Raw genomic sequence first — 26,490 nt, 5'->3', positions numbered from 1 at the left:
ACCCGCCGGAGTGTCGCGCCATGAGCCGTTTCGTCATCCCGTCGTCAGGCAGCGTTCTGCTCGCGCTCGCGCTGTGTACGTCCGCACAGGCGGACGTTTTCACCGTCGGGCCCGACGGTGCGTTCGCGACGCTCGCGCTCGCCGTCGCGAATGCCGAGGCCACCGCGGGCGCCAGCCACGAGATCCGCCTGCAGGCCGTCATCTTCACCGACAAACCCTTCATCGACTACGAAGGCGACAAGTCGCTGTCCATCTCCGGCGGCTGGAACGCGGCGTTCGACGCGCAGCACACCGACCCGGAGGCCACCGCCTTCACCGTGTTGCCCGGCGACGACGCGCGGCCGCTCACGCTGCGCGCCGCGTCCGGCGCGATCGAATTTTCCAACGCCACGGTGTTCGGCGGTCAGCGCGTCGCCGACAGCGGCGGCCTCTCGCTGCGCACCTCGGGCACCGGGCTGCTGACGGTGCGCGATTGCGTGGTGCGCGACAACGCCGGCAGCACCGAAAACTCGATCGCCGGAGGCGGCATCGACATCTTCGCCAACGGTGCGAGCCGCGTGCGGGTCAGCGACTGCGACGTTCGCGACAACAGCCTGGAGGCCGGTGCAAGCGCGGCCGGCGGCGGCATCTATGCCACGGCGGACAACGAAGCCGGCATCGTACTGGAGCACAATCGCATCGTCGCCAACCGCCTGCGCATGCTGCCCGGCAGCAGCACGCCGTTCATCGAACTCAACGCCGCCGGCGTGTGGCTCTATGCGTTCAGCGCGTCGTCGGTGCAGCTGCTGCACAACCGCATCGTCGCCAACATCGTCGAGGCGGCGGACGCGACCGTGGTGAACGCGCAGGGCGTGGGGCTCTCCGCCACCACCGGCGGTGCGGGCGGTGGCATCGATGCGTCGATCACGATCCGCGGCAACATCGTGCGCGGCAACGTCTCCGAGGCCGTGCTCGGCACGCGCGCGCACGTGCTGCTGGCGACCGGCAACAGCGACCGCCTGGACCTGGGCGACACCGAAATCACGCAGGGCATCGGCACCGCCTACGGCCTGTTTGCCGGCAGCTACGGCAACACGCCGGCGTCGACGCTGGACATCACCAACGTGACCATTGCCGACAACGACGGCATGGGCATGCGCGGCAACGATCGGTTCCCGGTCGTCGAGCTGGGCTCGCTGTTCAACACCATCGTCACCGGCCACGGCACGGCGAGCCTGCCGCCCGAATGGATGGCACGCGGCAGCAACCTGATCGACGTGCCGGTGGCGTTCGCCGCGCCCGCGGCGGGCAACTACGCGCCGGCCGCGGGCTCGGTCGCGATCGACGCGGGCGACGGCGCTCCGCCCGGCGGACTCGGCGCGACGGACGCGGGCGGCGGCACGCGCATCGTCGGCGCCGAGGTGGACATCGGCGCGCACGAATTCGGCAGCCTCGCGCTGTTCGGCGACGGGTTCGAATGACGCACGCCCCGCTCGTTTCGCCGCAACAGGGTTGAATCGGGTGTCGGATCGGCACGCCGCGCTTCGCCATCGAAACACCGGTGAAGGAGGTGCTGCCGTGACGTCTCAGCGTAACGCGTCGAGAAAACGCTGCACCGCGGCCACGTCGAACGGCCAGTCGAGCTCGGCCCCGGTGCGGTCCTCGCGCAGCACCGGCACGCGCAGGCCGTAGGCGGCCTCCAGCGTCGGGTCGGCGTCGATCCACACGTGCTCGAACGCGGGCGCGCGTGCGGCCGCCAGCACTTCGAGGGCCCGGTCGCACAGATGGCAATCGTCGCGCTGGTAGAGGATGAGGGCCATGCGGCACTGCGGCATCGGGCGGAGGGACAGGGCGTAGAATAGCGGGCTCTCCCTGAACTCCGGAATCCTTCGCATGCCGCGAGCGTACGTCCGCCCCGCCCTCCGCCCGCGGACCTGACCGATGGCCGTCAGCACCTTCGACCTGTTCAAGATCGGCATCGGTCCGTCGAGCTCGCACACCGTCGGCCCGATGCGCGCGGCCGCGCGTTTCGTGCAGCGCTGGATCGAGGAACCGGGCCGCATGCAGGACGTCGCGCGCGTGCGTGCCGAAGTGTTCGGCTCGCTCGCGCTCACCGGGCGCGGCCACGGCACCGACAAGGCCGTGCTGATGGGCCTGGAAGGCCACTGGCCGAACCTGATCGACCCCGACATCATCCCGCCCGCGCTCGCGCGCATCCGCGGCGAGAAAAAACTGCTGCTCGGCGGCGCGCGCGAGATCGCGTTCGACGAAAAGCGCGACCTGGTCATGAACAAGCGCCAGAAGCTGCCGTTCCACACCAACGGCATGCGCTTCGCCGCGTTCGACGCGCAGGACGCGCAGATCGCGACGCGCGACTACTACTCCGTCGGCGGCGGCTTCGTCGTCAACCAGGACGAGGCCGCGGAGGACCGCATCGTCGCCGACACCACCGCGCAGCCGTATCCGTTCCACAGCGGCGCGGAACTGCTCGCGCACGCGTCCGCGAGCGGCCTGAGCATCGCGCAGATGATGTTCGCCAACGAACAGGTGTGGCGGACGGCCGATGACATCCGCGCCGCCCTGCGCGAGATCTGGACCGCGATGCAGCACTGCGTGGCGCGCGGCGTCCGCGAGGAAGGCACCCTGCCCGGCGGCCTGCACGTCTCGCGTCGTGCGCCGACGCTGTACCGCGAACTGGCCAACAAGCCCGAAGCGGCGATGCGCGACCCGCTCACCGTGCTCGACTGGGTGAACCTCTATGCGCTCGCAGTGAACGAGGAAAATGCCGCCGGCGGCCGTGTGGTCACCGCGCCGACCAACGGCGCCGCCGGCATCATCCCCGCGGTGCTGCACTACTACGACCGCTTCTGCCCCGGCGCGAACGAACAGGGCGTGTTCGATTTCCTGCTCACGGCCGCGGCGATCGGGATCCTGTACAAGGAAAACGCGTCGATCTCGGGCGCCGAGGTCGGCTGCCAGGGCGAGGTCGGCGTGGCATGCTCGATGGCGGCCGGCGGCCTAGTCGCCGCGATGGGCGGCAGCCCGAGCCAGATCGAGAACGCCGCCGAGATCGGCATGGAACACAACCTCGGCCTGACGTGCGACCCGATCGGCGGCCTCGTGCAGATCCCGTGCATCGAACGCAACGCGATGGGCGCGGTGAAGGCCATCAACGCGCAACGCATGGCCTTCCGCGGCGACGGCAAGCACAAGGTCAGCCTCGACAAGGTCATCAAGACCATGCGCGACACCGGGCGCGACATGCAGGACAAGTACAAGGAAACCAGCCGCGGCGGGTTGGCGGTGAACGTGATCGAGTGTTGAATCGGCTGCGACGGTACGGCCCACCCTCGCGTCGCATTCGGATCGGGCAACACGGGAGGGGCGAGTCATGCGCTACGGGGGTCGACTTGGTGCGCGCTCCTTCATGCTCGCGGCGGCATGCGTTGCGACCTCCGCACTCGCCGGAAGCCCGGCGCCGCTGACGCACCAGCGCTTCGCAACGGTGATCGAATCCGTGGCACGCGATTGCGACGGTGCCACGACACCCGATCCGTTGTTTTTCGATTCGATGTCAATCGTCGGCGATCGGCTGGGGAACCGCTTCGTCGCCACCGGTCACAACGGACCGGGCGTGCTGGCATTCACCGCGAGCGGGCGCTTGCGATGGCGGTTCGATCGCTGCCTGGAAACGCCGGACCCGTGGATGTCGCAGCATTGGCAGATCGCCGGAGTCGATGGGCGCGGCGGAATCTGGATCCGCGAATCGCGTTCGCACGTGGTGATCGACATGCAATGGTCGCGTTTGCATCACGTCGACGCATCGGGTGATTTGACCGCGTCGATCGATCCGCGCGAGTTCACCGGATACACGGACGCCGGACTCGGTATCGTCGACGGGAACCTGCTGCTGACCTGGACGGAACCGTTGCCGCCGGATGCAGCGCAGGTGCTGCGCCGTGTCGAATTCGATCCGGACGGCACCATCGTCTCGCGCCGCGACATCGCGCGCGGCGACGATCAGGTGGTGTTCGGACGCCTGCTCGCGACTGCAGACGGCGAGGAACGCATGCTCGGGCGCGCGGATGTGCTGCTGGCGCCGCCAGCCACCTACGGCCACGACATCGTGCTCTCGCGCGTGACGCCGGACAATGTGGCCGAACACATCGTCACCCTGCGTGGGCCGTTCACGACCCTGGTTTTCGATTCTGACGGAACACCGTGGTTCACCCAGTACCAGCAGCCGCGCACGCTGATCCGCTTGATGCTGGACGGAAACGCGACGACGATCCGCATCACGCCGACCCTGCCCGCGGCCTACGATCGTGGCGGGATTTATCGCGGGCACGAAGACCGTTTCCTGCTCGTCGGCGATCGACGGCTCGCATTGGTCGACGAAGACGGCCAGGTGCAGCGGGACATCGCCATCGACGCGATGGCCGCCGGCCACCCGACGCCGACGTCCTTCGGCTGGCTGCTGCCCATCACCGGCGCCGACGACGATGCAACGGCGGTGGTGTACGCGCCGGACGATCTCGCCGAGCGCCACCGCTTTTCCATCGACCTTCCTTCGCTCGACGGCACCGCCACCGCTCAATCGACGCAACCGGACATCGCGGCGCACGGCAGCCTCCTCATGCTCGACCAGCGCACCGACCCGGACGGCATCACCCGCACCCGCGTCGTCGGATTTGCCGTGCCGGGGAGCGCCGCCGCAGCGCGCTTGCTGGGCGACGGTTTCGAGCCGTAGCGGCGAGGTGTCACCGCCGAGTCGCTGCGGCGAGCCGCTGTCCGTCTGCGACTCCCTCCGAATCTATCGGCGCGACCTGCCACGCCCGGTTTCGAGCGATGGCTCGCCGATGCCCGACTGCGATTCGGGCGCGGTCGAGCGGCAGCCGGAGGAACAGCCGCCGCAGGATCGGCCCACGGGGCCGATCTTCTCGGACGGCCTCGAGGGGTAGTCGGGAAACAAGATGCGCCATCATTGGTGCGAACCGCGGGCATCTGCGGATGCAGTCGCCGCGCCGCGCTCTGGAGACGCGCGGCCGCGACCGCGCGCCGGTCACAACGGCGCCGCCGGCTCCAGCCGCACGCGCAGTGCCGTGAAGTAGACATCGGTGCGACTCTCGAAGCCCGAGTCCGTGCCGGCGATCAGCCACAGCACGCCGTCGCCGTCGCTTCTGGCAACGATGGTTTCACCTTGCGTCGACAGCGAGCGCAGCGTCCACGGGACGGTCTCGTTGCCGCAGTCATAGCCGTTGCCCATCGTGCCGACGATGCGTGCATCGGCGCCTGAATTCCCCTGAACGCCGTAGTCGATGTTGAGCCGCTTCATTGCCGATGCGCCTTCGCCCTGCGTGATGGCCAGCGGTTCGTCCGTCGACGCGCCGAGCTTGATCCACACCGATTCGCCGGGCGAGCCGCCCGTGCCGAGGCAGTTGCTCGGCACGTTGCTGGCGATCTCGGCTTCGAATTCGACGCGGTACGCCGTATTCGGCAGCAGGCCGCCCATCGGCGCCTTGACCAGCATGGCAAGATCGTCGGAGTGGTTGTTGCCGGACAGACGCACGCCGCGGCGCGCCGCGAGCGGCGCGGGCAGGGTTTCGAAGGCATAGTCGAGTTCGTGGAACTGCTCCTGCCCCGGCGGATAGTCGGCGAAGACGGCCTCGAATCCGAGCGTGCCGCGCTCGAACGAAAAGATGCGTTGCTCGGCGAAGGTTTCCTCCACGTTGCAGCGCGCGCCGTGAATGCCGGTGGCACGGGTCAGCGGCATTGCGCCGGGCGCTACCTCGTCGGTGACGGCCGCCCATTCGATGCTGCCGGCGTTGCAGCCGGTGAAATGCAGCGTGGCCTCGCCCCACGGGGCGACGACGACATCGCCGCTCTGTTGCGCCGGCGGAAACACGCCGCCGCTGACGTGCTGCAGTTGCACGTGCACGCTTGCACCATCGAGCGTGCCGACGCCGTAGAGCCACAGCGGCGCGCCGTCGGCATCGAACGTGTACCACGCAACGGTGGCCTGACCGCCGTCGAACACCTCCAGCACCACGCCCTGGCCCGGCCGGTCCGGATCGAACCAGGTGCCGCTGAAATCGCCGCGGATCGCGACCGGCTGCAGCGCGGGGACGTCGGCGCGCGCGTGTTCGGCGGCTCCGAACACGGCAAGCGTGCCGCAGGCGAACAGGGCCATGCAGGATCTTTTCATCGTCATCGTCGGACCACTCCATGTGTTGTCGTTGCGTTGTCGTTGGGTTGCGTGCGCCACGGCGCCCAGCCAGGACGCACCTTGCGCGGGCCACGTCGCAACACCGCAGGCGGTGCGTCAGGACGCATTCAACTGCGCCATCGGGTATGGCGGTGGCGGCGCGATGCCGGTAGGTTCCGCACTGGTTCTTTCCTCCGGAGCGATGCGATGAAGCGGATTGCCGCGTGGAGCCTGCTGATGGCGGCGAGTTCGTTCGCCTCGGCACAGGAAGCGACGATCGCGCGCTACGGCGCGGAACTGGACGGCTTCGACTATCCGTATCCGGTTCGGCGCCATGCGTTCGAGTCGCAGGGACAGACGCTTTCGATGGCGTACATGGACGTGCGACCGGCGGAGCCGAATGGCCGCACTGTCGTGCTGCTGCACGGCAAGAACTATTGCGCGGCGACGTGGGAACACACGATCGGCACCTTGCGCGACGCGGGCTACCGCGTGATCGCGCCCGACCAGATCGGCTTCTGCAAATCGAGCAAGCCGACGCACTACCAGTTTTCGCTGCATCAGCTCGCGGCGAACACGCAGGCGTTGCTGGCGTCGCTCGGAATCGATCGTGCGGCCGTCGTCGGGCATTCGATGGGCGGGATGCTGGCGGCGCGCTATGCGCTGATGTATCCACAGGCGACCGCGCAGCTGCTGCTGGTCAACCCCATCGGGCTGGAAGACTGGAAGGCGATCGGCGTGCCGTGGCGCAGCGTGGATGCGTGGCACACGCGCGAGATGACGACCACGTTCGCGTCGATCAAGGCGTACCAGCAGGAGGTCTATTTCGGCGGCGAGTGGAAGCCGGGCTACGACCGCTGGGTCGGGATGCTCGCGGGCATGTACGCGGGCGACGGCAAGGCGAAGGTGGCGTGGAACCAGGCGCTGACCTCGGACATGGTGTTCACCCAGCCGGTGGTGCACGAGTTCGGCCATATCGCGGTGCCGACGACGCTGTTCATCGGGCAGCGCGACCGGACCGCGATCGGGAAAGACCTGGCCTCGGCGCAGGTGAAGGCACGGGTCGGGGACTATCCCGCGCTCGGCAAACGCGCGGCGAAGGCGATTCCGGAGGCGGTGCTGGTGGAGTTCGCGGACCTGGGGCATTCGCCGCAGGTGGAGGCGCCGGAGCGGTTCGTTGCGGCGCTGCTGGACGCGCTCGACACCGCGGCCGACACGGATTGACGCCGTCGACTCGGCGGGGAGCTCAGCGTGCCCGCGTTTCCACCTTGCGCATCACGAACCACATCGCCGCGCCCCAGAGCAGCCCGCACGCGGGAAACACCGCGAACGCCAGCGGCGCGGCCGACAGCACCTTCTCGATGTAGCTCAACCCTTCGCGCGGATCCGGCACGAAGCCGAGCAGCGGCGCGAACACGCTGAACACGAGTGCGGTGAGGCAGCCCCACGCCAGCACGCCGTACAGCACGATGAACTTCAGCGGGCCGAGCGAAAGCGCGTGCGCGCGCCGCTCCGGCGTGTCGAATTTCAGGAACGGGAACATCGGGCCTCGCGTGACGCGTGCTGTGCGCTCACATCGTGTGCGTGGGTTTGTCGCCGCCGGTCAGGCCCGCGAGATGCGTTTCGATCTTGCCGCGGACCATTTCGCCTTCGGCCGAGTCGTTGAACTGCACCCCGATGCCGGCGGTGCGGTTGCCCTGCGCTCCTGGCGGCGTGATCCACACCACGCGGCCGGCCACCGGCAGGCGCTCCTTGTCTTCCATCAGCGTGAGCAGGATGAACACCTCGTCGCCGAGACTGTAGCGCTTGGGCGTCGGCACGAAGATGCCGCCGCCCTTCACGAACGGCATGAAGGCGTTGTACAGCGATCCCTTGTCCTTGATGGCCAGCGACAGGATGCCCTGTCGGGCGGCACCGGCTCCAGGCAGCATGGTCATCCTCCGGCGAGACTGCGATTCGCCGGCATCTTAGCGCACGCGGCCTGCCACTGGCGCAGCAGCTCGACCAGCTGCAGGTCCTGCCGGAGCGGCGTGCCGAGCCAGGCCTGCGCGCGGTTGGCCTGATCGAACCACGTCGCACCCCGGTGCAGATCGAGGCGGGATGCGATGCCGGCGGAATCGAGCGCATCGGGCCCTGCGCCTGCGCCGAGGCGGAACGCCAGATGATCGCGCACCAGACCGGCAGCGAAGCGCAGCCGCAGCGACGTCCGGTCGGCGACCCACGCCTGCGCCGTCGCAAGCGCGGTCTCGCGTCCGGCCGCGAGCGCGGCGAGATCGGCGGCGACGGCGCGGCGCAGGGCCAGCGCATCGCCGTCCAGGTAGCTGCGGGCGAGGCCGGGATTGCCCTGCGCGGCGGCAAGCGCCTCGTCCACGGCCGCGACGCGGCCGGCGTTCGCCTGCAGCCACGCGCGCGCCTCGGCGTGCGACGGCAATTTGAGCTCCAGGCGTTGGCAGCGGCTGCGGATGGTCGCGGGCAACCGGTACGGCTGGTCGCTGACCAGGATGAGATAGCGATTGGGCGGCGGTTCTTCCAGCGTCTTGAGCAGCGCGTTGAAGGCGCTGCGGTTCATCAGTTCGGCCGGATGCAGCAGCGCCACCTGCACCGCGCCGATCTGCGGCGTGAGATTGAGTTTTTCGCCGAGACGGCGGATCTGCCCGACCGAGAGTTCGCTCTTGAGGTCGCCCTTGTCGTTCGGCTCCAGCGTTTCCTCGTAACGGTCCGGGTGCGTCCCGGCGGCCAGCAGGTCGCAGCTCTTGCAGCGGCCGCAGGCGTCGCCGCCGACCGGCGCGCGGCACAGCAGCCGCCGGGTCAGGCGGGCGGCGAGTTCACGCTTGCCCAGGCCCTCGGGGCCACAGACGAGCAGCGCGTGGGTCAGGCGCCCGGCGTCGAGCGCGGCGATCGCCTGCGCGTAGGCGCGCGCCTGCCACGGCGCGACGGCGGTCATCGGACGCTGTCCACGAACGCGTCGAGTTCGCGCGCAAGATCGCCCAGCACGCCATCGAGCGGTTGCGAGGCGTCGACCACGCGCCAGCGCGCGGGCTCGAGCGCCGCGCGCTGCCGGTACGCGGCACGCACGCGCTCGAAGAACTGCTCGGCTTCGGTCTCGATGCGATCGCTGTCGCCACGGCCGCGCGCGCGTGCGAGGCCGTCACGGACAGGCAGGTCGAGCAGCAGGGTCAGGTCCGGCTTGCGTGCCACCACGCGCCGCTCGAGTTCGGCGATGAAGCCGGCATCGAGCCCGCGGCCGCCGCCCTGGTAGGCGAAGCTCGCATCGGTGAAGCGGTCGCCCAGCACCCACGCGCCGCGCGCCAGTGCCGGTTCGATCACCGCGTGCACCAGCTGCGCGCGCGCCGCGAACATCAGCAGCAGCTCGGCCTGTGCGTGCAGGCCGCGATGCGCCGGATCGAGCACCAGCGCGCGGATCGCCTCGCCCGCAGGGGTGCCGCCGGGCTCGCGCACCTGCACCAGCTCGATGCCGCGCGCGCACAGGCGGTTCGCGATGCAGGCCATCGCGGTCGACTTGCCGGCGCCCTCGCCGCCTTCGAGCGTGATGAGCTTGCCGTCGCTCACGGCGCGGTGCCGGCGCGGCGTCGCAGCTGGTACTGCGCCACGGCGCGATTGTGTTCGGCGAGCGTGCGCGAGAACACGTGGCTGCCGTCGCCGCGTGCGACGAAATACAGCGTGTCGCCGTCGGCCGGCTTCAGCGCCGCTTCGATCGCGGCGCGACCGGGCATCGCGATCGGTGTCGGCGGCAGGCCGAAGCGCGTGTAGGTGTTGTGCGGCGTGTCGTCGGTGAGGTGCTTGCGCGTGAGGTTGCCGTCGAAGGTGCTGCCCAGGCCGTAGATCACGGTGGGATCGGTCTGCAGCTTCATGCCCAGGCGCAGGCGTCGCACGAACACCCCGCCGATCTGCGGGCGCTCCGCCGCGACGCCGGTTTCCTTCTCGATGATCGAGGCGAGGATCAGCGCTTCGTACGGCGTCTTGAGCGGCAGATCGGGCGCGCGTGCCGCCCAGGCGGCATCGAGGGTGCGATCGAGCGCGAGACGTGCGCGCTTGAGCAGGTCGACATCGCGGGTGCCGCGCGTGTAGTTGTAGGTCTCGGGCAGGAAACGGCCTTCCGGGTGCTCGGCGGGCGCGCCGACCGCTTGCATCACCTCGGCGTCGCTCTTGCCCGCGATCGTCTGTTCCAGCGCGGTGTCCGCCGCCAGCGCGAGGCGCAGTTCCCGGAAGTTCCAGCCTTCCACGAGCGTGAAGCGGTGCTGGATCACACGCCCCTGTTCGAGCTTGTCGAGCAGCGCGACCGGCGTGAGCCCGTGGCCGAGTGCGTACTCGCCGACGCGCAGGCGCGTCATCACGCCGGTTTCCCACGCCAGTGCCTTCCAGTAGAGATCGTGGCCTTCGTCGATGCCGACGCTGCGTAGGCGTCGCAGCACGTGGCTGAAGGAGTCGCCGCGTTTGACTTCGAACACGATCTCATCCGCGCCAACGCCCAGCTCGGTGCGCGCGAAACGGCGGTAGTCCTCGTGCACGAACCATGCGGCCGCGGCGCCGGCGAGCAGGAACAGCACGAACAGCCAGCGCACGGCGCGCCAGAGACCGGACGGTCTGCGCGTCGGTGCGCTTGCAGGATTCTTCTTTGCGGGCTTGGCCATGCGATGTTCGATCCGGGTGCGGCGGCTAGGATAGCGTCAGTGCGCGTCCGCACGGCACCGCTGCCTGGCCCGCGCCCGCGCAGCCTAGTCGCGCAGCCCGAGCGCGCGCAGCAGGCCGCGCGCCTTGGCGCGGGTTTCGGCGAGTTCCGCGGCGGCGTCCGAATCGGCCACGATGCCCGCACCCGCACGCCAGCGCACGATGCCGTCTTGCAGCCACAGCGTCCGGATCAGGATATTGAGATCCATGTCGCCGTTGCGGTCGAGATAGCCGATGGCGCCGGTGTACGGCCCGCGCCCCGTGGCTTCGAGTTCGGCGATGATTTCCATGCAGCGCACCTTCGGGCAACCGGTGATGGTGCCGCCGGGAAACACCGCGGCGATGGCCTGCCCCGGCGTCACGTCGCCGCGCAGGACACCGCGCACGTTCGAGACGATGTGATGCACGTGCGCGTAACTTTCCACCGTCATCAGTTCGTCGACCACGACACTGCCCGGCGCGCAGACGCGGCCCAGGTCGTTGCGTTCGAGGTCGATCAGCATGATGTGCTCGGCGCGTTCCTTCGGATGGCCGACGAGCTCGCGGATGCGATCGGCGTCGGCGTCGCCGGCAATGCGTGCGCGCGTACCGGCGATGGGCCGCGTTTCGATCACGCGGTCTCGCACCGACAGCAGGCGCTCGGGCGAGGAGCTGATCACGGCCCAGTCATCCCACGCGAACAGCCCCGCAAACGGTGCGGGATTGGCCGTCCGCAGCGCGCCGTACAGTGCGGCGGCGGTGGTGTCCGCGCCGACCCGCGCCTGCCAACCGCGCGAGAGATTGACCTGGAACACGTCGCCGGCGACGAGATAGTCGTGGATCGCCGCGACACCACGCAGGAAGGCTTCGGGCGCGTCCTCGTGCGGGGCGTCGATGTCGATCCGCACCGGCAGCGTGTCGCCGAGGGCATCGACGTCGGCGCGGACACGTTCGGCGCAGGCCGCATGGTCGGGCTCGGCGACGACGGTGACGCAACCGCGCGCATGGTCGCGCACCACCGCGACCGGGCAGCGCAGCGCAACGGCCACCGGCAGCGCACCGGGCGCCTGCGGCAGCCGCAGCCGCGGTTCGAGTTGCGCGGCCAGTTCGTAGCCCAGGTATACCGCCCAGCCGCCGTGGAACGGCAGCCCGTCGTCGGCATCTCGCTGCGTGCGCTCGTGTGCGAAGCGTGCGTCCAGCGCGGCGAGGAAGGTGCCGTCGATGCACGCGCCCGAGAGGTCACGCGTGACGCCGTCGGCGTCCAGGCGCAATCCGCCCTGCGGAAACGCCAGCAGCACGTCGTAGCGCGCACGCGCGTTGCCGCGCGCGGCGCTCTGCAGCAGGCACGGATACCGCTGCGGATTGCGCTGGTGCAGCGCGAGCAGATCGAGATGGTCGGGCAGCGGAGTGGTCAGCATGCGAGGTTCATCCGACGCGCGTCGCGGCGCGTCGATCGACGCGACCGCGCCCGGCCATGTCGCCGCGGACCGTCAGATGCGCCGGAACACCAGCGTGCCGTTGGTGCCGCCGAAGCCGAAGCCGTTCGACATCGCCACGTCCAGCGTCGCTTCGCGCGCGACGTTCGGCACGTAGTCGAGGTCGCAGCCTTCGCCGGGCTCATCGAGGTTGATCGTCGGCGGCACGATGCCGTGGTGCATCGCGAGCACGGTGAAGATCGCTTCGACGCCGCCGGCCGCGCCGAGCAGGTGGCCGGTCATCGACTTGGTGGACGACACCATCATGTCGTACGCGTGCGCGCCGAAGGCGCGCTTCATCGCCAGCGTCTCGGCAAGATCGCCGAGCGGCGTGGAGGTGCCGTGCGCGTTGAGGTACCGCACCTGGTCCGGCGCGATGCCGGCATCGGCCAGCGCCATCGCCATGCAGCGCGCGGGACCTTCGCCGTTTTCGCTCGGCGCCGTCATGTGCCACGCGTCCGAACTCGCACCGTAGCCGGCCAGCTCGCAGTAGATGCGCGCGCCGCGCGCCTTCGCGCGCTCGTATTCCTCGAGCACGAGCACGCCGGCGCCGTCGCCGAGCACGAAACCGTCGCGGTCCTTGTCCCACGGGCGCGAGGCCTTCATCGGTTCGTCGTTGCGCGTGGACATCGCGCGCATCGCGCAGAAGCCGCCCATCGAGGTGGGCGAGGAGCCGCGTTCAGCGCCGCCGGTGACCATCACGTCGACATCGCCGTACTGGATCATGCGCATCGCGGTGCCGATGGAGTGGTTCGACGTGGCGCACGCGCTCACCGCGGAAAAACTCGGGCCCTTGATGCCCTTGAGGATGCTGATCTGGCCCGGCAGCATGTTGATGATGGTGCTGGGCACGTAGAACGGCGAGATCTTCCGCACCCCGCCCTGCACGAACTTCTCGGTGGTTTCCTCGATGCCGAGCAGGCCGCCGATGCCCGAGCCGACGATCACGCCGATGCGCTCGGCATTGGCCTCGGTGATCTCCAGGCCCGCATCGTCGATGGCCATGAAGGCCGCGCCGACGCCGTAGTGGATGAAGGGATCCATCTTCTTGGCGTCTTTCGCGCCGATCCAGCGCGTGGCGTCGAAATCGCGCACCTCGCCGCAGATGGTGGTCGGGAACCCGACCGGATCGAAATGCGTGACCGGGCCGATCCCGGAACGGCCGTGGGTGATGGCGTCCCAGGCGCTGGACAGATCGTTGCCGACGGGCGAAACGATGCCCATGCCGGTGACGACGACGCGTCGCTTGCTCATGCGCTGGGTTCTCCTCGGTCAGCGGACTGGAACGGATGCGGCCGCGGCGGCCGGCGCGGCGCCTGCACGGCGGCCGCTGTGCGCGGGACGACGGACGTTCCGCAGTTGCGCCACACGCCGGCGCGTGCCCGTGGCGCGGCGTCGGCATGCACGGGGCCGCAACGCGACCCCGCGCGCCAGGCTCAGGCCTTGACGTGCGCCTTGATGTAGTCGATCGCCTGCTGGACGCTGGTGATCTTCTCGGCTTCCTCGTCCGGGATCTCGCACTCGAACTCTTCCTCGAGCGCCATCACAAGCTCGACCGTGTCGAGCGAGTCCGCGCCCAAATCGTCCACAAACGAGGCGTTCGCGGTGACTTCGTCTTCCTTGACGCCAAGCTGTTCGATGACGATTTTCTTGACGCGATCTTCGATGCTGCTCATTGGTTCAGAACCTCCGGGGAAAAAGCCCGCGCATTGTAGTGGGTCGCGGTTTTGCGGGCCAGCTGTGGAACCGGACGCGGTGGCCGCGGGCCGGGCGTGGGCGGAAAGGCGTAGCTTACGCGGCCGGCGGACCGGCCGCGAGTGGCGTCACGGCATGTACATGCCGCCGTTGACGTGCAGGGTTTCGCCGGTGATGTAGGCGGCGTTCGGTCCGGCGAGGAAGGCGACGGCGCGTGCGATGTCGCTCGCCTCGCCCAGGCGCCCGAGTGCAATCTGCCCGAGCAGCGCCTCGCGCGATGCATCCGGCATGGCGCGTGTCATGTCGGTGTCGATGAAGCCCGGCGCCACCACGTTGACGGTGATGCCGCGGCTGCCGATTTCCTTTGCCAGCGACTTGCTGAAGGCAATGATCCCGGCCTTGGCCGCCGCATAGTTGGTCTGTCCGGCATTGCCGGTGACGCCGATCACCGACGCAATGTTGACGATGCGGCCGCGCCGCGCCTTCATCATGCCGCGCAGCACCGCCTTGCAGCTGCGGAACACGCTGCCGAGGTTGGTGTCGATGATCGCCTGCCAGTCCTCGTCCTTCATGCGCATGAGCAGGTTGTCGCGCGTGATGCCGGCGTTGTTGACCAGGATCGAGACCGGCGCGAACTGCGTGGCGATGGATTCGATCAGCGCTTCGATCGCGCCGGCGTGGCTCACGTCGAGCACGCGACCCGCGCCGCCGTGCGCGGCGAGGCGCTCGCCGATGGCGGCGGCGCCGGCCTCGCTCGTGGCGGTGCCGACGACCGTGGCGCCCTGCGCGGCCAGTTCGTCGGCGATGGCCGCGCCGATACCGCGGCTGGCGCCGGTGACGAGCGCGATCTCGCCGTGCAGCGGGAGGGAATGGCTCATGGCTGGCTCCAGTCCTGGCGGGCGGCGGCGAGTTCGGCGGGGGTGCCGAGCGCGCGGGCGTCGATGGTCTTGTCGATGCGCTTGGCGAGGCCGGTCAGCACCTTGCCCGGGCCGCATTCGCCGATGCGGGTCGCACCGCCGGCGACCAGCGCGGCGATGCACTCGGTCCAGCGCACGGGCAGGTAGAGCTGGCGCACGAGGTCGTCGCGGATGGTGTCGGTGGTGGTGTTTTCGATGGCGGCGGCGTTCTGGATCACCGGGCGGTCCGGCAGGCGCCATTCGAGCGTATCCATGAACCGTGCGAGGTGGTCGGCCGCGCCGCGCATCAGCGGCGTGTGCGACGGCACGCTGACGGCGAGCTTCACCGCCTTGCGCACACCGCGGTGGGCGAGTTCGGCCAACGCACGATCGACCGCGTCGGCGTGACCGCCGAGCACGATCTGACCGGGCGAGTTGTAATTGGCGGGCACCACGACGGTGTCGTTCGAGACCTGCGCGCAGACCTCCGCCACCAAAGCGTCGTCGGCGCCGAGCACTGCGGCCATCGCGCCGCTGCCCGCGGGCACCGCGGCCTGCATCAGGCGGCCGCGTTCGCGCACGAGTTTCGCGCCGTCGGCGAGCGACAGCGCACCGGCCGCAACCAGTGCGGCGTATTCGCCGAGGCTGTGTCCGGCGAACGCCGCCGGCTCCGCGCCGCCCTGCGCCTGCCACACGCGCCAGACCGCGACGCCGGCCGCAAGCAGCGCGGGCTGGGTAAATTCGGTCTGGTTGAGGCGCTCCTCGGGGCCGTCCTTCGCGAGCGCCCACAGATCGACGTCGGCGCCGTGCGAGGCCTCGTCGAAACTCGCGCGCACCTGCGGAAAGGCGGCCGCCAGTTCGCCGAGCATGCCGAGCGACTGCGAGCCCTGGCCGGGAAAGACAAATGCGAGAGTGGAAGAGGCCACGCGGTGCGCCGGTGCGGGAGGGGGCGCGATGATACTGCGGGCCTGCGCGAATCGTCTGTACTGCGGCGTATCGCGCCGCTACAGCCAGCCTTTCGCGCGCGCCGTGCGCCAGGCCTCGATCCGGTTGGCGGCGCCGAGCTTGCCGATGGCCTCGGACAGGTAGTTCCGCGTGGTGCCGGGCGACAGATGCAGGCGCTGCGCGATGTCGGCGGTCTTCATGCCCTCGCCCGCCAGGCGCAGCACCGCGCGTTCGCGCTCGGTGAGCGGATCGTCGTCGCCCCACGCGGCCACGGCCAGCTGCGGATCGATCACGCGCGCGCCGCGCTGCACCTGCCGCAGCGCCTGCGCCAGCTGCTCGGACGGTGCGTCCTTGAGCAGGTAGCCGCGCACGCCGGCATCGAGCGCACGCCGCAGGTAACCGGCGCGCGCAAAGGTGGTGAGAATCACCACGCGCGTGGCGCTGCCCGATTGCTGCAGGCGCAGCGCAAGATCCAGGCCGCTGGCACCGGGCATTTCGATGTCGGTGACGAGCAGGTCCGGCGCGTGGGTCGCAATCGCGTCCCAGGCGCTGTCGCCGTCGCCGGCTTCGGCCACGACGTCGATGTCGGGCTCGAGCCGCAGCAGTGCCGCCAGTGCGCCGCGCACCATCGCCTGGTCTTCGGCCAGCACCAGCCGGATCATCGTGCGCCGCCTGCGAGCACGGGCGCGGGCAACGCGCCGGACGGCTGGCGCGGCACGTGCGCGAGCAGGCGCGTGCCGCCGCCGGCGGGGCTGTCGATCTCGAGCGCGCCGCCGAGCGCGGTCAGGCGCTCGCGCATGCCGGCGAGACCGTGTCCGCGCAGGTCCGCGCCGCCGCGGCCGTCGTCGGCGATCGATAGCGTGACGCGGCTGCCGTCGTCGCGCAGTTCCACGTCCACGCGCGTGGCGCCCGCGTGCCGCAGGATGTTGGTCACCGCCTCGCGCAATACCAATGCGAGCGCGTGCTCGCCGGGCGGGTCGAGGTCGATGGCCGCCAGCTGCTGGTCGAGCGACACCTCGGCCGTGAGCAGGGTGAGGCGCGCGGCAGCGAGTTCGGCCTGCAGGCCACTCGCGCGGATGCCGGCCACCGCTTCGCGCACCTGTGCGAGCGCCTGCCGCGCCACCTGCTCCACGTCGCCGATCTGCCGTTTCGCCGCGGCGGGATCGCGCTCGACGAGCTTGCCGGCGAGCTCGCTCTTGAGCGCTACCACCGAGAGCGTGTGGCCGAGCAGATCGTGCAGGTCGCGGCCGATGCGCTCGCGCTCGGCCAGCGCCGCGAGGCGGCGCACCTCGTCCTGGGTCAGGCGCAGTTCGGCATCGCGGCGGGCGCGGTTGCGGTCGAACAGCGTGCCGAACAGCACCATCGCACCGATCACGCCGACGATGCCGGTGGAGCCCAGCGCGAAGGCCGCCGACGGCATCACCCACCAGAATTCGATGCCCATCAGCACCAGCAGCAGCGACGACACCGCGATGGCGCGTGCCGGTGCGTACGCAAGCGCCGCCATCGCCATCGCGTAGATCAGGAAGGTGTTGCCGCCGGAGTTGAACGGAATCAGCGCGTAGCCGATCGCGGCCGTCGCCAGCGGCATCAACGCGCGTCCGCGTCCCTGCCCGCGCGCAAACGCGAAGTGCAGCGGCAGGAACAGCGCGATCGCGAGCAGGCTTGCGGCGAACGGTGTCCACGTCCAGCGCGGCTGGAAAAACAGCGGCAGGAACACGAAAAACAGGTACACCAGCGCAGCCACGGGATGTGCGTGGATGCCGTCGGTGACGAGGTCGCTGCGGGGGCGTTGCACGGATCGGGCTCGGCAGGGTGCGCGACGGGTCGCGCGGTCGGCGCCAAGCGTAACGCGGGGCGTGCTGCCGCGCGGCGCGTACGGGTGCATCAGCGCAGTTCCACGCGATCCAGATCCAGGGTGAAGGCGCCGGCCGGATCGTGTGCGGTGAACGCGATGCCGCGCAACGTGGCAAGGTCCACGTCGGCGACATCGGCGAACACGACACGCACCTCGCGCCACTCCGTGCCGGGCGTGAACTGCACGCGCGCGGGAATCGGTCGCGGCTGTTGCCCGGAGAACAGCAGCACGGCGTACGCGCGGCCGTCGCCACGCGCCTGGAACACCAGTTCGGTCAGCGCCGAGGCATCCACCGGCTGCATCGGCGCCGCGCCGACCGCGAGGAAGGCGCCGGCCCACGGATAGGCGAAGCCGGGCTCGATGCGTCCTTGTGTGCGCAGTGCGCCGGCGCCTGCGGCGCCATCGGGCAAGGCAGCCACGGTGGCGTCGGACGCACCGCCGGCCATGCGGTCGCTGGTTGCGCTCCAGCTGCCGATGCGCGCGTCGAGACCGCCCGTGTCGAAGTCGCTGACCAGACCCGGCGCGAGGACGTCGAGCGCTGCGCCGTCGGCGACGGCAACCGCCCGGTTGCGTTGCACCGCACGGCCGTTTTTCCAGATTGCGGCGATGGCGCGTGTGGCGGTGATGTCGGCCGTCGGATTGCCTTCCACCAGCACGAGGTCGGCGCGTTTGCCGGGCGCGATGCGGCCGCGGTCGTCGAGTCCGAACGCATCGGCCGCGCGCGCGGTGGCGGCGGCGAGCGCGTCGCGCGGCGCAAGGCCACCGTCGACCAGCAACACCAGCTCCTCGTGCATCGAGGCACCGTGCGCGGTGTTCGGATTCGGCGCATCCGTGCCGGCCAGCAGCGGCACGCCGGCCACGTGCAGGCGCTGCACGCTCTCCAGCGCCGCCAGCAGATGCGCCGGCTCGGGCGGCGCGGGAAAGCGCGCGGCGAGCGTGCCGCGCTGTTCGGCGCTGAGCCACGGCAGCACGCGCGGATCGTCCGGCAGCGTGGTGGCGCGCCCCGAGAAGCCCGCGATGACGGCCAGCGTCGGCACGACGAACACGCCGCGCTCGCGCGCAAGCGTCACGAACGCACCGTCGGCCGGCGCATCGTGGAAGAGATGCACCAGGCCATCGGCGCCGTCCTCGATCGCCTCGCGCGCATCGGCCAGCGCCGAGACGTGCACCACCGCGCGCAGGCCCTGCGCGTGCGCGGCGTCGATCAGCGCGGCGGCGGTGGCGCGATCGAGCGTCGGCAGTGCGTTCGTCGCGCCGTACACGTGCATGTTCTCGCGCACGATCTTGATGTAATCCGAGCCTTCGGCCTTGCGCGCCGCAACCCACGCCGCCGCAGCGTCGGGCGCGGCCAGCGTCGGCACCGCGATTCCGAACTGCGTGCCGTGGCCGCCGGCGGCCGTGGCGAGCATGCCGGCCGACCACAGATCGGCGCGGTCGGTGGTATCGAGCGTGGCGCGCTCGCGTCGTGCGGCGGGCAGCTGCGCGGGATCGGAAAACATGTCGAGCTGCGCGGTGACGCCAAAACGCAGCGCGTCCTGTCGCGCTTCGCCCCAGGTGTGCACGTGGGCATCGATGAACCCGGGCAGCAGCGTGCGGCCGGCGCCGGGAACGCTCTGGATGCCATCGGGCAGCGCCAGCGCCTCGCCCAGCGCCACGATGCGGCCGTCGCGCACGTGCACCGTAGCGCGTTCGAGCACGCGTTCGCCGTCGAACACGCGCACGTCGCGGATCGCGAACTCGTCCGCCGGCGCTTGTGTGGTGGCGGCCGCCGCTTCGGTCGCGGCATCGGGCGGTCGCGACGCAACCCACAGCAGGGCGGCGAGCAGCGCCGCGCTTGCAACGACGACCCAGTGGAGACCCTTCATGGCTTTCTCCTCAGCGCGCGCGCAGCCGCAGCGCGGCCAGCGAAAGAAACAGCACCGTGGTGACCGCAAGCACGGCCACATGCAGGCCGTAACGCACGTCCTGCACCTGCCCGATCGCGCCCAGCGCCAGTTGCGACAGATGCCACGCCGGCCACAGCACGGCGAGTTTCTGCAGCAGCACCGGAAACGCCATCAAGGGAATCCACAACCCGGACAGCACCGACATCGGCAGATACACCAGATTGACGATGGCCACCGCGCCTTCGCCCTTCGCCAGCGAGCCGATCCACAGGCCGAGCGCGCAGAACGGCGCCGTGCCCAGCAGCAGCACGCCGACGAGTTTCAGCCACGGCAGCAGCGGAAGCTCGACGCCGCCGAACAGCACCGCGGCGCCCGACAACAGCAGCAGGATCGCCAGTGCGAACACCAGACTTAACGCGATCTTCGCGAAGAAGTACGCCCCGATCGGCATCGGCGAGACGCGCTTGAGTTCGAGCCAGCCCTGCTGGCGCTCGATCGCGAGCCCCACGCCGAAGCCGAACAGCGCCGGGCCGATGACGCCGAACGTGCCGTACGTGGCCAGCATGAAGATCGCCTTGTCGTACTGCCGCCACTGTCCCGGCAGCACCAGTGCGAACAGCACGTAGAACACCAGCGGGAACGCGAGCGAAGGAATCGCGAACATCGGCGTGCGCAGCATGCGCAGCAGCTCGTAGCCGGCTTCGAGCAGGTAGATGCGCGACTGCGACGGTGCGCCGCGACGCATGGACAATGGAGCGGGCTGGTTCATGGCTGCGTTGCTCGCGCATGGCTTGCGGTGAGGGAGACGAAGGCGTCCTCGAGATTGAGGCCGCGCACGTCGAGATCGGCCAGGTGCGCGTCGGCCGCGAGCCAGCGCCGCAGCAGCGCCTCGGGTCGGCGGCAGTGCACGCGCGTGACGCCGTCTTCCAGCGCCACCGACTCGGCCTCGGCGAACGCGGCCACCTGCGCGAGGTCGAGCGTGGTGCGCGCCCGCACCTGCACGCTTGCGGCGCGCGACTTGATGCCGGCCGCCGTGTCCTGCGCCAGCACGCGCCCGCCGGCGAGCAACACCACGCGGTCGGCCAGCGCGTCGGCTTCTTCCAGGTAGTGCGTGGTCAGCACGATGCCCGCGCCGTCGTCGCGCAGCTGGCGCAGCACCTGCCAGACCCCGCGACGCGCCTCCACGTCCAGCCCCACCGTGGGCTCGTCGACAAACAGCAGCGCGGGCCGGCCGCAGATGGCGAGCGCGAACTGCACGCGGCGCTGCTGGCCGCCGGACAGCGCCGCGTACGGGCGCTTCGCGATCTCGGTGAGGCCGGCGAGCTCGAGCGTCTGCGCCACCGGGCGCGGATCGGCGTAGTAGCTGGAAAACAGGTGGATGTGTTCGGCCACGCGCAGGGTGTCCGGCAGCCGCGTTTCCTGCAGCATCACGCCGATGCCGCGGCGTGCCACAGCGTTGCGCGGATCCCCGCCGAACAATTCCGCACGGCCGCTGTCCGCACCGATGCGGCCGGTCAGCAGCCCAAGCGCCGTGCTCTTGCCCGCACCGTTTGCGCCCAGCACAGCGAGCACCTCGCCGGCGCGCACATCGACATCCACGTCGACCAGCGCGGCGACCGCGCCGTAGCGCTTGCCCGCGCCGCGCAACGCGGCCAGCGGCGGCGACGTGCCCGCCGGGAATGGAACACGACCGTTCGACATGCTGCACCTCCATTCGATGGGTGCATTGTCGCGGGCGCGGCACCGTGCGTTGCAGTGTGTTGCATCAGCATCCGGGCCTGACAATGGTCATGCATCGCGCAAGGCCGGGGGTTCTGCGGCCGCGTCCTGCATGCTACAATCGGGTCTAAGCCATTAATTTGCATCGGAAACAATCGATTCTGCACCAGCGATGCGCGGACCTCCGCGCATCATTTGTTTCCGGCGCAAGAAACCTGAAAGGATCGGAGGGGATATGACTGTGCTCGACAAACTCGCAACCCTGCGCCAGCACGGCGGCAGCATCCGCACGCGCGGCCTCGACGACGCCAGCGTGCGCCGTTTCGCGGCGAGCCATCCGGAGCTCGAGGAAGCGGTCGACGCCGCGCTCGACCAGTTCGAGTCCTTGCGCCGCGAATTCCCCGAGCTGCTGACGCTCGACGAAGACGCGCAGCGCGAGACGGTGCAGGCCGACTTCGTCAACTTCTACCCGAACGACGCGGTGAATCCGTATGTGGCGCTCGCCGCACGCGGTCCGTGGGTGGTCACGCTCAAGGGCGCGGTCCTGCACGATTCGGGCGGCTACGGCATGCTCGGCTTCGGCCACACGCCCGCACGCGTGCTGGAGGCGATGGCACGGCCGCAGGTAATGGCCAACATCATGACGCCGTCGTTCTCGCAGCTGCGTCTTGCGCGTGCGCTCAAGCGCGAGATCGGCGCCGCTCGCGGCGGCTGTCCGTACACGCGGTTCTTCTGCCTCAATTCGGGCTCCGAATCGGTCACGCTGGCCTGCCGCATCGCCGACATCAACGCTCGCGCGATGACCGAGGCGGGCGCGCGGCACGCCGGCAAGACGATCAAGCGCGTGGTGGTGAAAGGCGCCTTCCACGGCCGCACCGAGGGTCCGGCGCGGTATTCGGATTCCAGCCGCAAGGCGTACATGCAGCATCTGGCAAGCTACCGCGGCGACGATTCGCTGCTGACGGTGGAGCCGTACAGCGTCGAACACCTGCGTTCGGTGTTCGCCGAAGCCGAGCAGCACGGCTGGTTCATCGAAGCGATGTTCCTGGAGCCGGTGATGGGCGAAGGCGACCCCGGCCGCGCGGTCACGCCCGAGTTCTACACCGCCGCGCGCGAGCTCACCGCCGCGCACGGCAGCCTGTTCCTCGTCGATTCGATCCAGGCCGGCCTGCGCGCGCATGGCGTGCTGTCGATCCTCGACTACCCCGGCTTCGAAGCCCTGCCCGCGCCGGACATGGAAACCTATTCGAAGGCGCTCAACGCCGGCCAGTACCCGCTGTCGGTGCTCGCGGTGGGCGAACGCGCCGCCGGCCTCTACCGCAGCGGCGTCTACGGCAACACCATGACCACCAACCCGCGCGCGATGGACGTCGCATGCGCCGTGCTGGAGGCGGTGACGCCGGCGGTGCGCGAGAACATCGTGGTACGCGGCCGCGAGTTCGTCGACAAGCTCAACCGCCTGCGCAACGAACTGCCCGGCCTGATCACCAAGGTGCAGGGCACCGGCCTGCTGTTCTCGTGCGAGCTGTCGCCGGAATTCAAGTGCTACGGCGTCGACAGCACCGAGGAATACCTGCGCGAGCGCGGCATCGGCGTGATCCACGGCGGCGTCAATTCGCTGCGCTTCACCCCGCATTTCGGCATCGGCAGCGACGAGATCGATCTTGTCATCGCGTCGGTGCGCGATGCGCTGCTCAACGGGCCGCGCAAGCGCCAGGCGGAAGCGGCGTAAGCGGGTCGATCCTCGGGCCGGCTGACGCGGGGGCAGCCGGCGAGGTCTCGCCACGCCGCGGAGGCGTCGCGGGGCGCCGCGCAGGTCGTCGTGAACGCGGGGAGCGGGACGCGATTCCCCCTCCTGTCTGCCGGCATCCTCCCCCGCTGCGCGGGAGAGGAGCGCCAGATGGAAGGTTGCGCGGTCGCTACCCGCCCCCCCCTCCTGCCTGCCGGCATCCTCCCCCGCTGCGCGGGAGAGGAGCGCCAGATTGAAGGTTGGGCGGTCGCTGCTCGACCCCTCCTGACTGCCGGCATCCTGCCCCGCTACGCGGGAGAGGAGCGCCAGATTGAAGGTTGCGTGGTCGCTATCCGCCCCCCTCCTGCCTGCCAACATCCTGCCCCGCTGCGCGGGAGAGGAGCGCCAGATTGAAGGTCGCGTGGTCGCTGCTCGACCCCTCCTGACTGCCAACATCCTGCCCCGCTGCGCGGGAGAGGAGCGCAGAGTGGAAGGTTGCATGGTCGCCGCGGCGCGCGCTCGCCGGAGTCGCCATCGAAGGAGTCCTTCTCCCGCGAAGCGGGGGAAGGTGGCGGCAGCCGGAAGGGGGTATCACGATCCGCCGGACGACAGCACGCGCCGTCGCCTCAATCGAACGTGATGCCGGACCCGTGCCCGCTACGGCGCGTCCGCGCGCAACTCGAACTCCACCGGCATCGGCGCGCCGTCTTCGATCAGCAGATCGATCGTGACCTTTGTGCCATCGGCGAGTTCGCGCGTGGGGCGGAACAGCATCAGATGCAGCCCGCCGGGTGCGAGGGTTTCGGTGTCGCCGGGCTGGATCACCAGTTCGGGCACCGGGCGCATGCGCATCATGCCGCCGCTGTCGCGCATCTCGTGGATTTCGATGGCGCCGAACGCATCCGAGCGCAGTTTCGCGAAACGCACTTCGCGCACGCCGTCGTTGCGCAGCGTGACGTAGCCGGCCATCACCGGGCTGCCCGGCGGTGGCGTGCGGATCCATGCATCGCTCGCCACCAGCGGCGCATCGGCCGCGGGTGCGGCGTCCTGCGCCTGAACACAGCCCGACGCAGCGAGCAGCAGCAAAAGACCCAGACGGCGGAGGCAGGCGTTCATCGCCCTATCATAACGCAGCACTTGCACTGCATATCCAAGGAGACACCGCATGCGCATCGCCCCGCTCGCTTCCGCCACGCTGATCGCCCTTGCCTCGCACGCCGCCGCCGCACAGGCCGACACCCGGGGCGCGACGATCACGCTGTACTCGGGCGACTACGAGACCCTCGCCGCGGGCCACGGCGGCGTTCCCGCGCCGGGATTCGCGCTGGTGCGGGACACCTTCGACGCAAGCCTTCAACGTGGCAACAACGAAATCACGCGCAGCGGCTTCCCGGCCTCGATCGACAGCGCGGCGGTGCAGTTGCTGCCGCAGGGCAGCGGTGTGGCCGTCGCGTCGCAGCGTTTCGATTTCGCGCTGGCCGATCAGGACGAACTGCTGCGACGCTCGATCGGCAAGCAGATCACCGTGGTGCAGGCCGTCGGCACGGCCGAAAAGACTTACACCGGCACCCTCGTCGCTGCCGGCAACGGTCTGACCATCGCCGATCCGTCGGGCGGCATCCGGGTGCTGTCGAACTATTCCAGTTTCCTGCTCGCACAGCTTCCGGAGGGCGTGAGCGCGCAGCCCACGCTGCGCTGGAATATCGCCAGCGACCGCTCCGGCCGCGAAACCTTCGCGCTCGACTACCCCACCGGCGGTCTCGCGTGGCGCGCCGAATACCTCGCCACCGTCAGCGGCGCCGGCAGCGATTGCCGCATGGACTTCGACGGCGCGGCGCAGATCGTCAACCGCTCCGGCGCGAGCTTCGACGATGCGGCCGTGACGCTGGTGGCAGGCGAGCCGAATGTCCAGCGCGCCGGCAAGACGATGGCCTACGACCGCATGGAAATGCGGGCGATGGCGGCGGCACCTGCGCCCGAGCCGCAGGCGTCGGGCGAGTACCATGCCTACACGCTGCCCGAGCGCGTCGACCTGCCGGACGGCAGCGTGCAGCGTGCGACGCTGCTCGACGGCGCACGCGACGTGCGCTGCACCCGCCGCTACGAAACGCGTTCGCCGATGCAGTACTACCGGCCGGGCGCGCCGATCATCGAACCGCAGTTCGGTGCCACCGGAACCCAGCCGGTGCAAGCGATGCTGGCCTTCGACAACGACAAGGCCAGCCGTCTGGGCATGCCGCTGCCTGCGGGCCGCCTGCGCGTGTACGAAGCAGGGGCGAGCGGCAACGCCTTCCTCGGCGAGGCCGCGCTCGACCACACTGCGGCCGGCCGCAAGGTGGACGTGGCGCTGGGCCAGGCGTTCGATCTGCAGGCCGAACGCACGCAGAAGGAACTGCGTCTGGCGGAAGATCGCCTGAGCCTCACCGAAACCATCGAGATCGCCGTCACCAACGCCAAACCCGAGGCCGCCACCGTGCGCGTGCTGGAAGCGCTGCCGCGCTGGAGCGACTGGGACATCGTCGAGTCGTCGGTGCCGTCGACGCGCAGCGACGCGCAGACCGTCGCGTTCGAGCTGCCGGTGCCGGCCGGCGGCAAGGCCACAGTGCGTTACGTCGTGCGTTATCGTTGGCCGGCTTCGGTGAAGCCGTAATTTCTTCTCCCATCGTGTGAACCCCATGCTCGAACGCATCGACCACAGCGGCATCCTGGAACTGAAGCTGGCGCGGCCGCCGGTCAACGCGCTCAATCCGGAGCTGCTGTCGGCGCTGCGCGACGCGATCGTCGCCGCTCCCGGCGACGGCGCGCGGGCGCTGGTGATCTCCGGCGGGCCCGGCGTGTTCAGCGCCGGGCTCGACGTGCCGCGTCTGCTCACGCTCGATCGCGAGGGACTCGAAGACGCATGGCGCGCATTCTTCGGCGTGTGCGAGGCGCTGGCGCGGTCGCCGCTGCTGTCGGTGGCGGCCATCGGCGGCCACAGCCCGGCCGGCGGCGCGGTGATGAGCCTGTACTGCGATTACCGCGTGATGGCGCGCGGGCCGTTCAAGATCGGGCTCAACGAGGTGCAGGTGGGCCTATTCGTGCCCGACTGCATCCAGTACGCGTTGCGCCGCCTGGTGGGTACCTACCGCGCGGAACGACTGATGGTGGCCGGCGCGATGATCGAATCCGAACAGGCCCTCGCGATCGGCATGGTCGACGAGTTGACCGATCAGGAACACGTGACCGTGCGCGCCCTCGCCTGGCTGCAGGACATGCTGCGGCTGCCGCCGCACGCGCTGCACAATACGCGCAGCATCGCGCGCCAGGATCTGGTCGATGTGATTTCCGATCCGGCCCGCATGGACATTCCGCGCTTCCTGCAGGAATGGCACCGCGAAGAGACCCAGGGCGTGCTGCACGCGCTCGTGGCGCGGCTCAAGGCGAAGGGATAGCCGC

The 26,490-nt window shown here is 69.9% G+C and carries 25 protein-coding genes; 7 read left to right on the top strand and 18 right to left on the bottom strand.

Annotated features, from left to right (window positions below):
• Positions 1-20 precede the first annotated feature (20 nt).
• Entirely contained in the window at positions 21-1,460 is a 1,440-nt protein-coding gene (locus HNQ52_RS14905) for a right-handed parallel beta-helix repeat-containing protein (RefSeq protein ID WP_183961975.1), read from the top strand.
• A 105-nt stretch (positions 1,461-1,565) separates the two neighbouring features.
• Here the strand turns inward: HNQ52_RS14905 and HNQ52_RS14900 are convergent, their stop codons facing one another.
• A complete protein-coding gene (locus HNQ52_RS14900) occupies positions 1,566-1,799 on the bottom strand; it encodes a glutaredoxin family protein (protein WP_183961974.1) in 234 nt (77 codons plus the stop codon).
• A gap of 121 nt (positions 1,800-1,920) precedes the next feature.
• Here HNQ52_RS14900 and HNQ52_RS14895 point away from each other — a divergent pair, with 121 nt between their 5' ends.
• The gene (locus HNQ52_RS14895; RefSeq protein WP_183961973.1) at positions 1,921-3,303 is read left to right on the top strand and encodes an L-serine ammonia-lyase; all 1,383 of its coding nucleotides are present in this window, start codon (positions 1,921-1,923) and stop codon (positions 3,301-3,303) included.
• A 67-nt stretch (positions 3,304-3,370) separates the two neighbouring features.
• Positions 3,371-4,729 (top strand): hypothetical protein, encoded by a 1,359-nt coding sequence (locus HNQ52_RS14890; protein WP_183961972.1) that lies wholly within the window; start codon positions 3,371-3,373, stop codon positions 4,727-4,729.
• 312 nt (positions 4,730-5,041) lie between these two features.
• Here the strand turns inward: HNQ52_RS14890 and HNQ52_RS14885 are convergent, their stop codons facing one another.
• Complete coding sequence (locus tag HNQ52_RS14885; RefSeq protein ID WP_183961971.1) at positions 5,042-6,184, bottom strand: hypothetical protein; 1,143 nt, start codon at positions 6,182-6,184, stop codon at positions 5,042-5,044.
• 207 nt (positions 6,185-6,391) lie between these two features.
• On the opposite strand from HNQ52_RS14885, the gene HNQ52_RS14880 reads away from it, so the two are divergent.
• Entirely contained in the window at positions 6,392-7,408 is a 1,017-nt protein-coding gene (locus HNQ52_RS14880; protein WP_183961970.1) for an alpha/beta fold hydrolase, read from the top strand.
• Positions 7,409-7,430: 22 nt separating this feature from the next.
• On the opposite strand, the gene HNQ52_RS14875 is transcribed toward HNQ52_RS14880, so the two are convergent.
• The 15 genes from HNQ52_RS14875 to HNQ52_RS14805 all read right to left on the bottom strand — a co-directional run bounded on the left by HNQ52_RS14875 (position 7,431) and on the right by HNQ52_RS14805 (position 21,308).
• Positions 7,431-7,727 (bottom strand): hypothetical protein, encoded by a 297-nt coding sequence (locus HNQ52_RS14875; RefSeq protein WP_183961969.1) that lies wholly within the window; start codon positions 7,725-7,727, stop codon positions 7,431-7,433.
• Between the two features lie 28 nt (positions 7,728-7,755).
• Positions 7,756-8,115: a PilZ domain-containing protein gene (locus tag HNQ52_RS14870; RefSeq protein ID WP_183961968.1), complete on the bottom strand. Its 360-nt coding sequence runs from the start codon at positions 8,113-8,115 to the stop codon at positions 7,756-7,758.
• Positions 8,116-8,117: 2 nt separating this feature from the next.
• Entirely contained in the window at positions 8,118-9,128 is a 1,011-nt protein-coding gene (holB, locus tag HNQ52_RS14865) for a DNA polymerase III subunit delta' (protein WP_183961967.1), read from the bottom strand.
• Positions 9,125-9,754 carry a dTMP kinase gene (gene tmk, locus HNQ52_RS14860; RefSeq protein ID WP_183961966.1) on the bottom strand — a complete coding sequence of 210 codons (630 nt, stop codon included), beginning with the start codon at positions 9,752-9,754 and terminating at the stop codon, positions 9,125-9,127. The genes holB and tmk overlap by 4 nt, the downstream gene beginning before the upstream one ends.
• On the bottom strand, positions 9,751-10,836 hold the full coding sequence (gene mltG / locus HNQ52_RS14855) for an endolytic transglycosylase MltG (protein WP_183961965.1): 1,086 nt from the start codon (positions 10,834-10,836) through the stop codon (positions 9,751-9,753). The genes tmk and mltG overlap by 4 nt, the downstream gene beginning before the upstream one ends.
• 84 nt (positions 10,837-10,920) lie before the next feature.
• Positions 10,921-12,270 carry an aminodeoxychorismate synthase component I gene (locus HNQ52_RS14850; RefSeq protein WP_183961964.1) on the bottom strand — a complete coding sequence of 450 codons (1,350 nt, stop codon included), beginning with the start codon at positions 12,268-12,270 and terminating at the stop codon, positions 10,921-10,923.
• Positions 12,271-12,342: 72 nt separating this feature from the next.
• Positions 12,343-13,581 (bottom strand): beta-ketoacyl-ACP synthase II, encoded by a 1,239-nt coding sequence (gene fabF, locus HNQ52_RS14845; RefSeq protein WP_183961963.1) that lies wholly within the window; start codon positions 13,579-13,581, stop codon positions 12,343-12,345.
• A 182-nt stretch (positions 13,582-13,763) separates the two neighbouring features.
• Positions 13,764-14,003: an acyl carrier protein gene (gene acpP / locus HNQ52_RS14840; protein WP_183961962.1), complete on the bottom strand. Its 240-nt coding sequence runs from the start codon at positions 14,001-14,003 to the stop codon at positions 13,764-13,766.
• A gap of 147 nt (positions 14,004-14,150) precedes the next feature.
• On the bottom strand, positions 14,151-14,900 hold the full coding sequence (gene fabG, locus HNQ52_RS14835) for a 3-oxoacyl-ACP reductase FabG (RefSeq protein WP_183961961.1): 750 nt from the start codon (positions 14,898-14,900) through the stop codon (positions 14,151-14,153).
• Positions 14,897-15,844 carry an ACP S-malonyltransferase gene (gene fabD, locus HNQ52_RS14830; protein ID WP_183961960.1) on the bottom strand — a complete coding sequence of 316 codons (948 nt, stop codon included), beginning with the start codon at positions 15,842-15,844 and terminating at the stop codon, positions 14,897-14,899. The genes fabG and fabD overlap by 4 nt, the downstream gene beginning before the upstream one ends.
• Positions 15,845-15,922: 78 nt before the next feature.
• The gene (locus HNQ52_RS14825; RefSeq protein WP_183961959.1) at positions 15,923-16,525 is read right to left on the bottom strand and encodes a response regulator transcription factor; all 603 of its coding nucleotides are present in this window, start codon (positions 16,523-16,525) and stop codon (positions 15,923-15,925) included.
• The gene (locus HNQ52_RS14820) at positions 16,522-17,661 is read right to left on the bottom strand and encodes a sensor histidine kinase (RefSeq protein WP_343059380.1); all 1,140 of its coding nucleotides are present in this window, start codon (positions 17,659-17,661) and stop codon (positions 16,522-16,524) included. The genes HNQ52_RS14825 and HNQ52_RS14820 overlap by 4 nt, the downstream gene beginning before the upstream one ends.
• 89 nt (positions 17,662-17,750) lie before the next feature.
• Complete coding sequence (locus HNQ52_RS14815; protein ID WP_183961958.1) at positions 17,751-19,586, bottom strand: CIA30 family protein; 1,836 nt, start codon at positions 19,584-19,586, stop codon at positions 17,751-17,753.
• Positions 19,587-19,596: 10 nt separating this feature from the next.
• Positions 19,597-20,376 (bottom strand): ABC transporter permease, encoded by a 780-nt coding sequence (locus tag HNQ52_RS14810; protein ID WP_246387870.1) that lies wholly within the window; start codon positions 20,374-20,376, stop codon positions 19,597-19,599.
• On the bottom strand, positions 20,373-21,308 hold the full coding sequence (locus tag HNQ52_RS14805) for an ABC transporter ATP-binding protein (protein WP_183961957.1): 936 nt from the start codon (positions 21,306-21,308) through the stop codon (positions 20,373-20,375). Before HNQ52_RS14805 ends, HNQ52_RS14810 begins: the two co-directional genes overlap by 4 nt.
• 253 nt (positions 21,309-21,561) lie before the next feature.
• Between HNQ52_RS14805 and HNQ52_RS14800 the strand changes: the two genes are divergently transcribed.
• Positions 21,562-23,058 carry an aminotransferase class III-fold pyridoxal phosphate-dependent enzyme gene (locus HNQ52_RS14800; protein ID WP_183961956.1) on the top strand — a complete coding sequence of 499 codons (1,497 nt, stop codon included), beginning with the start codon at positions 21,562-21,564 and terminating at the stop codon, positions 23,056-23,058.
• 654 nt (positions 23,059-23,712) lie between these two features.
• Here the strand turns inward: HNQ52_RS14800 and HNQ52_RS14795 are convergent.
• Positions 23,713-24,171 (bottom strand): copper chaperone PCu(A)C, encoded by a 459-nt coding sequence (locus tag HNQ52_RS14795; protein ID WP_183961955.1) that lies wholly within the window; start codon positions 24,169-24,171, stop codon positions 23,713-23,715.
• Between the two features lie 49 nt (positions 24,172-24,220).
• Between HNQ52_RS14795 and HNQ52_RS14790 the strand changes: the two genes are divergently transcribed.
• Both HNQ52_RS14790 and HNQ52_RS14785 read left to right on the top strand, forming a co-directional pair.
• Positions 24,221-25,705 carry a DUF4139 domain-containing protein gene (locus HNQ52_RS14790; RefSeq protein WP_183961954.1) on the top strand — a complete coding sequence of 495 codons (1,485 nt, stop codon included), beginning with the start codon at positions 24,221-24,223 and terminating at the stop codon, positions 25,703-25,705.
• Between the two features lie 25 nt (positions 25,706-25,730).
• Positions 25,731-26,486 carry an enoyl-CoA hydratase/isomerase family protein gene (locus HNQ52_RS14785; RefSeq protein WP_183961953.1) on the top strand — a complete coding sequence of 252 codons (756 nt, stop codon included), beginning with the start codon at positions 25,731-25,733 and terminating at the stop codon, positions 26,484-26,486.
• Positions 26,487-26,490: the final 4 nt, after the last annotated feature.

This window comes from Chiayiivirga flava, assembly GCF_014202825.1.
In the GTDB taxonomy this organism is placed as follows: domain Bacteria; phylum Pseudomonadota; class Gammaproteobacteria; order Xanthomonadales; family Xanthomonadaceae; genus Chiayiivirga; species Chiayiivirga flava.
Note: the sequence above shows the minus strand (reverse complement) of the source record. Positions and strands in the feature narration are given on the sequence as shown.

Excerpts from the sequence above, each read along its gene's own strand:
- HNQ52_RS14905 (WP_183961975.1), top strand. The coding sequence starts at position 21 with ATGAGCCGTTTCGTCATCCCGTCGTCAGGCAGCGTTCTGCTCGCGCTC.
- HNQ52_RS14900 (WP_183961974.1), bottom strand. The coding sequence starts at position 1,799 with ATGGCCCTCATCCTCTACCAGCGCGACGATTGCCATCTGTGCGACCGG.
- HNQ52_RS14895 (WP_183961973.1), top strand. The coding sequence starts at position 1,921 with ATGGCCGTCAGCACCTTCGACCTGTTCAAGATCGGCATCGGTCCGTCG.
- HNQ52_RS14890 (WP_183961972.1), top strand. The coding sequence starts at position 3,371 with ATGCGCTACGGGGGTCGACTTGGTGCGCGCTCCTTCATGCTCGCGGCG.
- HNQ52_RS14885 (WP_183961971.1), bottom strand. The coding sequence starts at position 6,184 with ATGAAAAGATCCTGCATGGCCCTGTTCGCCTGCGGCACGCTTGCCGTG.
- HNQ52_RS14880 (WP_183961970.1), top strand. The coding sequence starts at position 6,392 with ATGAAGCGGATTGCCGCGTGGAGCCTGCTGATGGCGGCGAGTTCGTTC.
- HNQ52_RS14875 (WP_183961969.1), bottom strand. The coding sequence starts at position 7,727 with ATGTTCCCGTTCCTGAAATTCGACACGCCGGAGCGGCGCGCGCACGCG.
- HNQ52_RS14870 (WP_183961968.1), bottom strand. The coding sequence starts at position 8,115 with ATGCTGCCTGGAGCCGGTGCCGCCCGACAGGGCATCCTGTCGCTGGCC.
- holB (WP_183961967.1), bottom strand. The coding sequence starts at position 9,128 with ATGACCGCCGTCGCGCCGTGGCAGGCGCGCGCCTACGCGCAGGCGATC.
- mltG (WP_183961965.1), bottom strand. The coding sequence starts at position 10,836 with ATGGCCAAGCCCGCAAAGAAGAATCCTGCAAGCGCACCGACGCGCAGA.
- HNQ52_RS14850 (WP_183961964.1), bottom strand. The coding sequence starts at position 12,270 with ATGCTGACCACTCCGCTGCCCGACCATCTCGATCTGCTCGCGCTGCAC.
- fabF (WP_183961963.1), bottom strand. The coding sequence starts at position 13,581 with ATGAGCAAGCGACGCGTCGTCGTCACCGGCATGGGCATCGTTTCGCCC.
- acpP (WP_183961962.1), bottom strand. The coding sequence starts at position 14,003 with ATGAGCAGCATCGAAGATCGCGTCAAGAAAATCGTCATCGAACAGCTT.
- fabG (WP_183961961.1), bottom strand. The coding sequence starts at position 14,900 with ATGAGCCATTCCCTCCCGCTGCACGGCGAGATCGCGCTCGTCACCGGC.
- HNQ52_RS14825 (WP_183961959.1), bottom strand. The coding sequence starts at position 16,525 with ATGATCCGGCTGGTGCTGGCCGAAGACCAGGCGATGGTGCGCGGCGCA.
- HNQ52_RS14815 (WP_183961958.1), bottom strand. The coding sequence starts at position 19,586 with ATGAAGGGTCTCCACTGGGTCGTCGTTGCAAGCGCGGCGCTGCTCGCC.
- HNQ52_RS14810 (WP_246387870.1), bottom strand. The coding sequence starts at position 20,376 with ATGAACCAGCCCGCTCCATTGTCCATGCGTCGCGGCGCACCGTCGCAG.
- HNQ52_RS14805 (WP_183961957.1), bottom strand. The coding sequence starts at position 21,308 with ATGTCGAACGGTCGTGTTCCATTCCCGGCGGGCACGTCGCCGCCGCTG.
- HNQ52_RS14800 (WP_183961956.1), top strand. The coding sequence starts at position 21,562 with ATGACTGTGCTCGACAAACTCGCAACCCTGCGCCAGCACGGCGGCAGC.
- HNQ52_RS14795 (WP_183961955.1), bottom strand. The coding sequence starts at position 24,171 with ATGAACGCCTGCCTCCGCCGTCTGGGTCTTTTGCTGCTGCTCGCTGCG.
- HNQ52_RS14790 (WP_183961954.1), top strand. The coding sequence starts at position 24,221 with ATGCGCATCGCCCCGCTCGCTTCCGCCACGCTGATCGCCCTTGCCTCG.
- HNQ52_RS14785 (WP_183961953.1), top strand. The coding sequence starts at position 25,731 with ATGCTCGAACGCATCGACCACAGCGGCATCCTGGAACTGAAGCTGGCG.